Consider the following 7,520-nt stretch of genomic DNA (forward strand, 5'->3'; position numbering starts at 1 on the left):
GGCGACCGACGGCTCGCCGACCCCCGGTCCGGCGACGCCCTCGGGCCGGGGGTCAGCGAAGCCCGCGAGCTGGCGGGACACCTCGGCGAACGAGCACAGCGGGCCGCCGCGGCTCGGCAGGGGCCGCTCACCGGCCCGCAGCCCGGTGATGAGCGCCTGCGCCGAGTCCGGGTCGACCTGGTCGTAGAACTCGTAGTTCACCGTCATGACCGGCGCGTAGTCGCAGGCGGCCAGGCATTCGGCGTGCTCGAGGGTGATCGAGCCGTCGGGCGTGGTCTCGTCGTGGCCGACGCCGAGCTGTTCGGCGACCCGGGCGAAGACCTCGTCGCCGCCGAGCAGCGCGCAGGACAGGTTCGTGCAGACCGAGACGAGGTACTCCCCGACCGGCCGGCGCTTGTACATCGTGTAGAAGGTCGCGACGGCGCCGACCTCGGCCGCGGTCAGGCCGAGCTGGTCGGCGCAGAACTGCACGCCTTCGGTGGTCACGCAGTTCTGCTCGGCCTGCACCAGGTGCAGCAGTGGCAGCAGCGCCGAGCGGGACCGGCCGACCGGATAGCGGGCGATGATTTCGGCCGCGGCGGCGTGGGTCTGCGGCGAAAGGGCCATCAGCGGTCAACTCCCCCGAGCACCGGGTCGACCGAGGCGACCCCGACGATGACGTCCGCCACCTGGCCGCCTTCGGTCAGCGCCGGCACGGCCTGCAGGTTCACGAAGCTTGGATCCCGCACGTGGACGCGGAACGGTCTGGTCCCACCGTCGCTGACCACGTGGTAGCCGAGTTCGCCGCGAGGCGACTCGATCTGCGTGTAGACCTGGCCCGGCGGCACCCGGAAGCCCTCGGTGACAAGCTTGAAGTGGTGGATGAGGGCCTCCATCGAGGTCCCCATGATCTTGCGGATGTGGTCGAGGGAGTTGCCCATCCCGTCGGCGCCCACGGACAGCTGCGCCGGCCAGGCGATCTTCTTGTCCGCGACCATGACCGGGCCCGGCCGCAGCCGGTCCAGGCACTGCTCGACGATCTTCAGGGACTCGGTCATCTCCTCGAGCCGCACCAGGTAGCGCGCGAAGGAGTCGGCCTCGAGCGCGGTCGGCACGTCGAACTCGTACGTCTCGTAGCCGCAGTAGGGCATCGTCTTGCGCAGGTCCCACGGCAGGCCCGCGGCCCGCAGCACCGGGCCGGTGACTCCCAGCGCGATGCAGCCGGCCGCGTCGAGCACGTTGACGTCGACCATCCGGGCCTTCCAGATCGGCTGGCCGGTCAGCAGCTTGTGGTACTCCTTGATCCGCTTCGGCATGTCGACGAGGAACTCGCGGATCGCCCGCTCGGTGCCGTCGGGCAGGTCCTGGGCGAGACCGCCGGGCCGGACGTAGGCGTGGTTCATCCGCAGGCCGGTGATGAGTTCCAGCAGGTCGAGGACCTTCTCCCGCTCACGGAAGCCGAAGATCATCGCTGTGGTCGCGCCGAGCTCCATGCCGCCGGTCGCCAGCCACACCAGGTGGGAGGCGATGCGCTGCAGCTCCATCACCATGACCCGGATCACCGTCGCCCGCTCGGGGATCTGGTCGGTGATGCCGAGCAGCTTCTCGACCGACAGGCAGTACGCCGTCTCGTTGTACAGCGGCGAGAGGTAGTCGGCGCGGGTGAGGAAGGTGACGGCCTGGGTCCAGTTGCGGTACTCGCAGCTCTTCTCGATGCCGGTGTGCAGGTAGCCGATGACGAGGCGGGTCTCGATGACCGTCTCGCCCTCGATCTCCAGCACCAGCCGGAGGACGCCGTGGGTGGAGGGGTGCTGCGGCCCCATGTTGACGACGATCCGCTGGTCGTCCTGCTCGCCGGCGCCGAGGATGTCCTCCCAGTCGCCGCCGGTGACGGTGTAGACGCGCCCGCTGGCCGACTCGGCGTACCCGGCCTCGTACGGCCCGGTGCCCGGTGCCTGGTTGGCGTCGAACTCGTCATGCTGGTCGGTACTCGCCGCGCGTGGGCCGTGCGGGGTTGACGTGCTGCTGGGCGTCATAGCGAACCTCGGATGTCGCCTCGGGGATGCCGGCGGCCGGTGGCGGCCGGGCGCGGGATCACGAGTAGCTCCGGCGCTCGTCCGGCGGTGGGACCGTGGCGCCCTTGTATTCGACCGGGATGCCGCCGAGCGGGTAGTCCTTGCGCTGCGGGTGACCGACCCAGTCGTCCGGCATCATGATCCGGGTCAACCCCGGATGGCCGGTGTAGACGATGCCGAACAGGTCGTAGGCCTCCCGCTCGTGCCAGTCGGCGGTCGGCCACACCGAGGTCAGACTCGGCATGGTCGGGTCGTCGTCGCCGACGGAGACCTCCACCCGCAGCCGGCGGCGGTGGGTCATCGAGGTCAGGTGGACCACCGAGTGCAACCGGCGGCCGGTGAGGTCGTCGGGGTAGTCCACGCCGGACAGCGACGACAGCAGCTCGTAACGCAGGCCCGGGTCGTCGCGCAGGGTCCGGGACAGCGCCAGCAGGTCCTCGCGCCGCACGTGCAGGGTCAGCTCGCCCCGGTCGAACACCACCCGCTCGACGGCGTCGCCGAGCTGCGGGAACACCCGTTCGAGCGTGTCGTAAACCGCGTCCGCGGCGGCGTCGCCGAACGGGCGCTCGCTGTCCGCGAGCACCGGCAGCGGGGCGACGAGGCGGCCGAAGCCGGAGGTGTCGCCGGTGCCGCCGGCGCCGAACGCGTCGCGCTGGCGGTCGGGCCGGCGCGACGCGGCCTCGGCGGCGACCAGCTCGCCGACGCCCCGGTCGTCGTCGCCGTTGGCGCCGTCGTCGCCGTGGGCGCCGTTGGCGCCGTTGTGGTTCCCGGCGCCGTTGGGGGTCTGGGCGTCGCCGCTCACTGGTCCGCCTCCCGATCGCCGAGGTCGCCGGTGCTCGGGCCCTCGCCGTGCGCCCGGCGCTCGTCGAGCGGCTTGGCGTCGATCGGGACCTGCTTGCGGCGACCGAACACCGACGGGGGCGCGATCGCGGCGGGCCGGCGGGTGTCGAACACCGGCTCGATGGCGCCGCGACCGGTGGTGGCGGGCGCGTCGGCGGGGACGCGAAACCGTTTACGGTCGTTGACCGACAGCGTGCGGGTGTCGAGCTCGCCGGCGGGCAGGCCGGCACGGGCGGTGGCCACGTCGATCGGCTTCGGGTACGGCGCCGCGCCGAGCTCGGTGTGCGCCGTCTTGCCGGTGATCGGACCGTCGAGGATCTTCTGGTGCAGCTTGAGGATCGCGTCCATCAGCATCTCCGGCCGCGGCGGGCAGCCGGGCAGGTACATGTCGACCGGCACGATGTGGTCCACGCCCTGCACGATCGCGTAGTTGTTGAACATCCCGCCGCTGCTGGCGCAGACACCCATCGACAGCACCCACTTGGGCTCGGGCATCTGGTCGTAGATCTGCCGCAGCACCGGGGCCATCTTCTGGCTCACCCGACCAGCGACGATCATCAGGTCGGCCTGCCGGGGGCTGGCCCGGAAGACCTCCATGCCAAACCGGGACAGGTCGTAACGGCCCGCGCCGGTGGACATCATCTCGATCGCACAGCAGGCCAGCCCGAACGTCGCCGGCCACAGCGAGGATCGGCGCGACCAGTTGGCGAGCTTCTCCACGCTGGCGAGCAGGATGCCGCCAGGCAGCTTCTCCTCTAGTCCCATTCCAGACCTCCACGGCGCCATTCGTAGGCGTACGCGACGAAGATGGTGGCCATGAACAGCGCCATCGCGCCGAGACCGAACACCGCGAGACTGTCGAACGCGAGCGCCCACGGGAACAGGAAGATGATCTCGATGTCGAAGACGATGAAGAGCATCGCGGTGTTGTAGTACTTCACCGGGAAACGCTGCGGGCCAGCCGGCGCCGGAGAGGGTTCGATACCGCACTCATAGGCGTCGATCTTCGCGCGATTGAATCGCCGTGGGCCGGTGAGCATGCCGGCCACGACGGAGCCGACCGCGAACAGCGTCGCGATCACCAGCAGAACGAGGATCGGCACGTAGTTCGAGAGCATGCCGAACTTCTCCCCTTCGAAAGAGTGTTACCGGACGTTACGACGGGCGGCGCACGGCGCCACCTTTATGGGGGGCTCGACGCCACCGCGGAAGTCCTGATCGGAAGGCACCTGGATGGCCAACTGACGCCCGGGTTCACTCTCACGAGATCCGTCGACCCAGCTTCTACGGCATACCGCCAGGTCGACCCGGATAACATCTCAGGCCGCGGGGGCGAGACGGGTCATGGCATTGATAAGTCGGTCCATCGCATCCCCTCCCCGAGGGTCGGTGAGATTCGCCATGATCTTGAGAACGAAGCGCATGAGAAGCGGCCGCGGCAGACCGTACTTCGTCCCGAGCGCCATGACCGTTGGATTCCCGATGAGCTGGACGAAGTAGCGCCCGAGGGTGTAGTAACCCCCATACCGGGCGCGCATGACTTCCGGATAGTGGCCGAGCGCGCGTTCCCGGGCCGGCCCCTCGGCACGGGCCAGCGCCTGCACGGCTACCTCCGCCGCATGCCGGCCCGACTCGAGCGCGTACGCGATGCCCTCGCCGTTGAACGGATTCACCATGCCGCCGGAATCGCCGACGAGAAGCACGCCGTCGCGGTAGTGCGGGGTGCGGCTGAAACCCATCGGTAGCGCACTGCCGCGCACCGGACCGGTGGCGTTCTCCTCGGTGAATCCCCAGTCCGGCGGGAGCGCGGCGAGCCAGCGGCGCAGCAGGTCCTGGTAGTTGGTGTTCTGGAAGGCGTCGGTCGTGTTCAGCAGGCCGAGACCGACGTTGGAGGTGCCGTCACCGACGCCGAAGATCCAGCCGTACCCGGGCAGCAGCCGACTGTCGCCCGGCGTCCCCTCCCACAGCTCCAGGTGGGACTCGAGGTAGTCATCGTGGGTGCGCGGGCTGCGATAGTACCGGCGCACTGCGACACCGAGCGGGCGGTCCTCCCGCCGGCGGATGCCCAGCGAGAGGGCGATCCGCGCGCTGTTGCCGTCGGCGGCGACGACCAGCGGCGCCCGGAACGTGACGGGCTGGCGGTCGGGGCCGGTGCGGGCCCGCACGCCGACGACCCGACCGGTGCGCTCGTCGAGCAGCGGACCGGTGACCGCCGTGCCCTCGTGCAGCCGGGCACCGGCCTTGACCGCGTGCCGGGCGAGCAGGTCGTCGAAGTCGAGCCGCGGGCGGACCAGGCCGTAGTCCGGCCAGCTGGCCAGCTCCGGCCAGGGAAGCTCGAGGCGCACCCCGCCACCGACGATGCGCAGCCCCTTGTTGCGCGCCCAGCCGGCGTCTGTCGAGGTGTCGATGCCCATCTCGACGAGGCTGCGGACCGCCCGCGGGGTCAGCCCGTCGCCACAGACCTTCTCCCGGGGGAAGGTCGTCTTCTCGATCAGCAACACGTCCAGCCCGGTGCTGGCCAGGTGGTAGGCGGCCGAGGAGCCCCCCGGCCCGGCACCGACCACGACGACATCGGCGTCGGTCCTCGACCCACCGCCGCCGTCAGTCCCTGCCGTCGCCATCGTCACCAAACCGCTCCGGATCCGCTCGTTCCCGGCCGGGTGCCGCCCCGGCCGGATCATCCGTTCGGGCCGCTCGTGAAATTGTTCACGAGCGCCCTCGGCGAGTGTAGGCCCTACGCAGGCCAATCGCACCAACCAGGACGCGGGGAACACCTGACGAGTCGACTCCGTGCACCCTATCGACACCGCGAGTGACTAATCTCGTCCTTCACCAAGCCTGCGGCGTTCACGGCTCCTCGACCGCGCTCCCCTGGAAGCGTATAATCTCCCGATCTTCGGCCAGATGCCGCCCGCGTCCACCTGCGCCGTGTCCGGCACGGTGACGGCCGAAACCTCCGTGCACGTCCGGATGGGCCCGCCGTACGGGCCCGCCGGAAGCCGTCACTGGCACCTTCTCGCAATGAGGTGACATCACCCCTCGTGCCGGGTATCACCACGGTGGCCGCAGGGAAAACGGCACTGCGAATCGAGTGAGCGATGACCGAAGAGACCGTCATCCTGACCACCTCCGACGGGCCGGCGCACGCCGTGCTCGCCGAACCGGACGGCCCCGTTCGCGGCGGGGTCATCGTCCTACACGAAGCGTCCGGACTGACCGAGCAGGTGGCGCGGCTGTGCACGCGCTTCGCCGGCGCCGGCTGGCGGGCGATCGCGCCCGACCTGTTCCACCGGGTGGGCTCGCCGGTGTTCGACCGCGGCGAGGCCGACGCGGCGATGCGGATCGTCGCGGACCTGAGCGGAACGGACCTGCTGGACGACATCGACGCCGCCGAAGCCGTGCTGGCCGAGGAGGGCACGGCGCTCGATCGGTGTGCCGTCGTCGGCTTCTGCGTGGGCGGCAGCGCGGCCTTCCACGCCGCGGTGGACCGGCCGTTCGGCGCGGCCGTGACCTTCTACGGAGGCGGGATCCGGGACCACCTCTTCGGCGAACCGAGCCAACTCGAACTCGCCGACCGGCTCCAGACGCCCTGGCTCGGCCTCTACGGCGAGCGGGACGCCTCCATCGCGAGCGACGACGTCGAGGCCCTGCGGGCCGCCGCGGCCAGGGCACCGGTGCCAGCCGAGATCATCTGCTACCCCGGCGCCGGGCACGCCTTCCACGACGACTCCCGGCCCGACGCCTACCGCCCCGACGAAGCCCGCGACGCCTGGTCCCGCACCCTGATCTGGTGCGATGCCCACGTGCCGAACTGAGCCGGCCCCGGGCACCGCCCGGGGCGCTCAGTCGGGATTGTGCGCCCGGTGCAGGGCGACGACGCCGCCGGTGAGGTTGCGCCAGGTGACGCGGGTCCAACCGGCGCCGCGCAGCAGGTCGGCGAGTTCCGCCTGCGCGGGCCACGCACGGATCGACTCGGCGAGGTAGACGTAGGAGTCGGGGCTGCTGCTGACCGCGCGGGCCACCCGCGGCAGCGCCCGCATCAGGTACTCGAGGTAGACCGTCCGCCACGGCGACCACACCGGGCGGGAGAACTCGCAGACGACCAGCGCGCCGCCCGGGCGGGTCACCCGGCGCAGTTCGGCGAGGCAGCGATGGGTGTCGGCGACGTTGCGCAGCCCGAACGAGATCGTGGCCCGGTCGAAGGTCGCGTCCGGGAACGGCAGGTTCAGCCCGTCCCCAGCGGCCAGCAGCACCCGGCCGGTGCCGGCCGGCACCACCGGCTGATCGGCGAGGCGCCGCTGCCCGGCGCGCAGCATGCCGAGGGAGAAGTCGCAGGCCACGACGTCGACACCGGCCTGCGCGAAGGCTCGCGACGACGTCGCGGTACCCGCCGCGAGGTCGAGCACCCGCTCCCCTGACCGCAGGTCGAGAGCCGCCGCCGTCGCGCGTCGCCAGGTGCGGTCGAGTCCACCGCTGAGCACCGCGTTCGTCAGGTCGTACCGCCCGGCGACGCCGTCGAACATCGCCGCGACCTCCCGCGGCCGCTTGTCCAGCCCCGCCCGGCTCACCGCACGCTCCCCTCGGCGCCGCGGGTCCCGGCGACCGGGACCCCGCCGGCCACGACCC

Annotated in this window: 8 protein-coding genes; 1 reads left to right on the forward strand and 7 read right to left on the reverse strand. The window is 71.2% G+C overall.

Annotated elements, in window-relative coordinates; all coding sequences use genetic code 11:
* The 6 genes from nuoE to MXD58_RS15720 all read right to left on the reverse strand — a co-directional run.
* The coding region (gene nuoE / locus MXD58_RS15695) for an NADH-quinone oxidoreductase subunit NuoE (protein WP_250609454.1) at positions 1 to 606 on the reverse strand (606 nt) is incomplete at its 3' end.
* A complete protein-coding gene (locus MXD58_RS15700; protein ID WP_248838662.1) occupies positions 606 to 2,015 on the reverse strand; it encodes an NADH-quinone oxidoreductase subunit D in 1,410 nt (469 codons plus the stop codon). The genes nuoE and MXD58_RS15700, both read right to left, overlap by 1 nt.
* Before the next feature lie 58 nt (positions 2,016 to 2,073).
* Positions 2,074 to 2,748 carry an NADH-quinone oxidoreductase subunit C gene (locus MXD58_RS15705; protein ID WP_248838741.1) on the reverse strand — a complete coding sequence of 225 codons (675 nt, stop codon included), beginning with the start codon at positions 2,746 to 2,748 and terminating at the stop codon, positions 2,074 to 2,076.
* A gap of 104 nt (positions 2,749 to 2,852) precedes the next feature.
* On the reverse strand, positions 2,853 to 3,659 hold the full coding sequence (locus MXD58_RS31140) for a NuoB/complex I 20 kDa subunit family protein (RefSeq protein WP_374616178.1): 807 nt from the start codon (positions 3,657 to 3,659) through the stop codon (positions 2,853 to 2,855).
* Complete coding sequence (locus tag MXD58_RS15715) at positions 3,650 to 4,012, reverse strand: NADH-quinone oxidoreductase subunit A (protein ID WP_248838661.1); 363 nt, start codon at positions 4,010 to 4,012, stop codon at positions 3,650 to 3,652. Before MXD58_RS15715 ends, MXD58_RS31140 begins: the two co-directional genes overlap by 10 nt.
* 201 nt (positions 4,013 to 4,213) lie before the next feature.
* The gene (locus tag MXD58_RS15720; protein WP_248838660.1) at positions 4,214 to 5,515 is read right to left on the reverse strand and encodes a geranylgeranyl reductase family protein; all 1,302 of its coding nucleotides are present in this window, start codon (positions 5,513 to 5,515) and stop codon (positions 4,214 to 4,216) included.
* Positions 5,516 to 5,992: 477 nt separating this feature from the next.
* Here MXD58_RS15720 and MXD58_RS15725 point away from each other — a divergent pair, with 477 nt between their 5' ends.
* The gene (locus tag MXD58_RS15725) at positions 5,993 to 6,709 is read left to right on the forward strand and encodes a dienelactone hydrolase family protein (protein ID WP_248838659.1); all 717 of its coding nucleotides are present in this window, start codon (positions 5,993 to 5,995) and stop codon (positions 6,707 to 6,709) included.
* 27 nt (positions 6,710 to 6,736) lie between these two features.
* On the opposite strand, the gene MXD58_RS15730 is transcribed toward MXD58_RS15725, so the two are convergent.
* Complete coding sequence (locus MXD58_RS15730; RefSeq protein ID WP_248838658.1) at positions 6,737 to 7,462, reverse strand: demethylmenaquinone methyltransferase; 726 nt, start codon at positions 7,460 to 7,462, stop codon at positions 6,737 to 6,739.
* Positions 7,463 to 7,520 lie beyond the last annotated feature (58 nt).

The organism is Frankia sp. AgKG'84/4 (assembly GCF_023242965.2).
Classification (GTDB): Bacteria; Actinomycetota; Actinomycetes; order Frankiales; family Frankiaceae; genus Frankia.

Bases quoted from the DNA above. Each gene is read 5' to 3' on its own strand.
- MXD58_RS15715 (WP_248838661.1), bottom strand. From the start codon at position 4,012: ATGCTCTCGAACTACGTGCCGATCCTCGTTCTGCTGGTGATCGCGACG.
- MXD58_RS15700 (WP_248838662.1), bottom strand. From the start codon at position 2,015: ATGACGCCCAGCAGCACGTCAACCCCGCACGGCCCACGCGCGGCGAGT.
- MXD58_RS31140 (WP_374616178.1), bottom strand. From the start codon at position 3,659: ATGGGACTAGAGGAGAAGCTGCCTGGCGGCATCCTGCTCGCCAGCGTG.
- MXD58_RS15725 (WP_248838659.1), top strand. From the start codon at position 5,993: ATGACCGAAGAGACCGTCATCCTGACCACCTCCGACGGGCCGGCGCAC.
- MXD58_RS15720 (WP_248838660.1), bottom strand. From the start codon at position 5,515: ATGGCGACGGCAGGGACTGACGGCGGCGGTGGGTCGAGGACCGACGCC.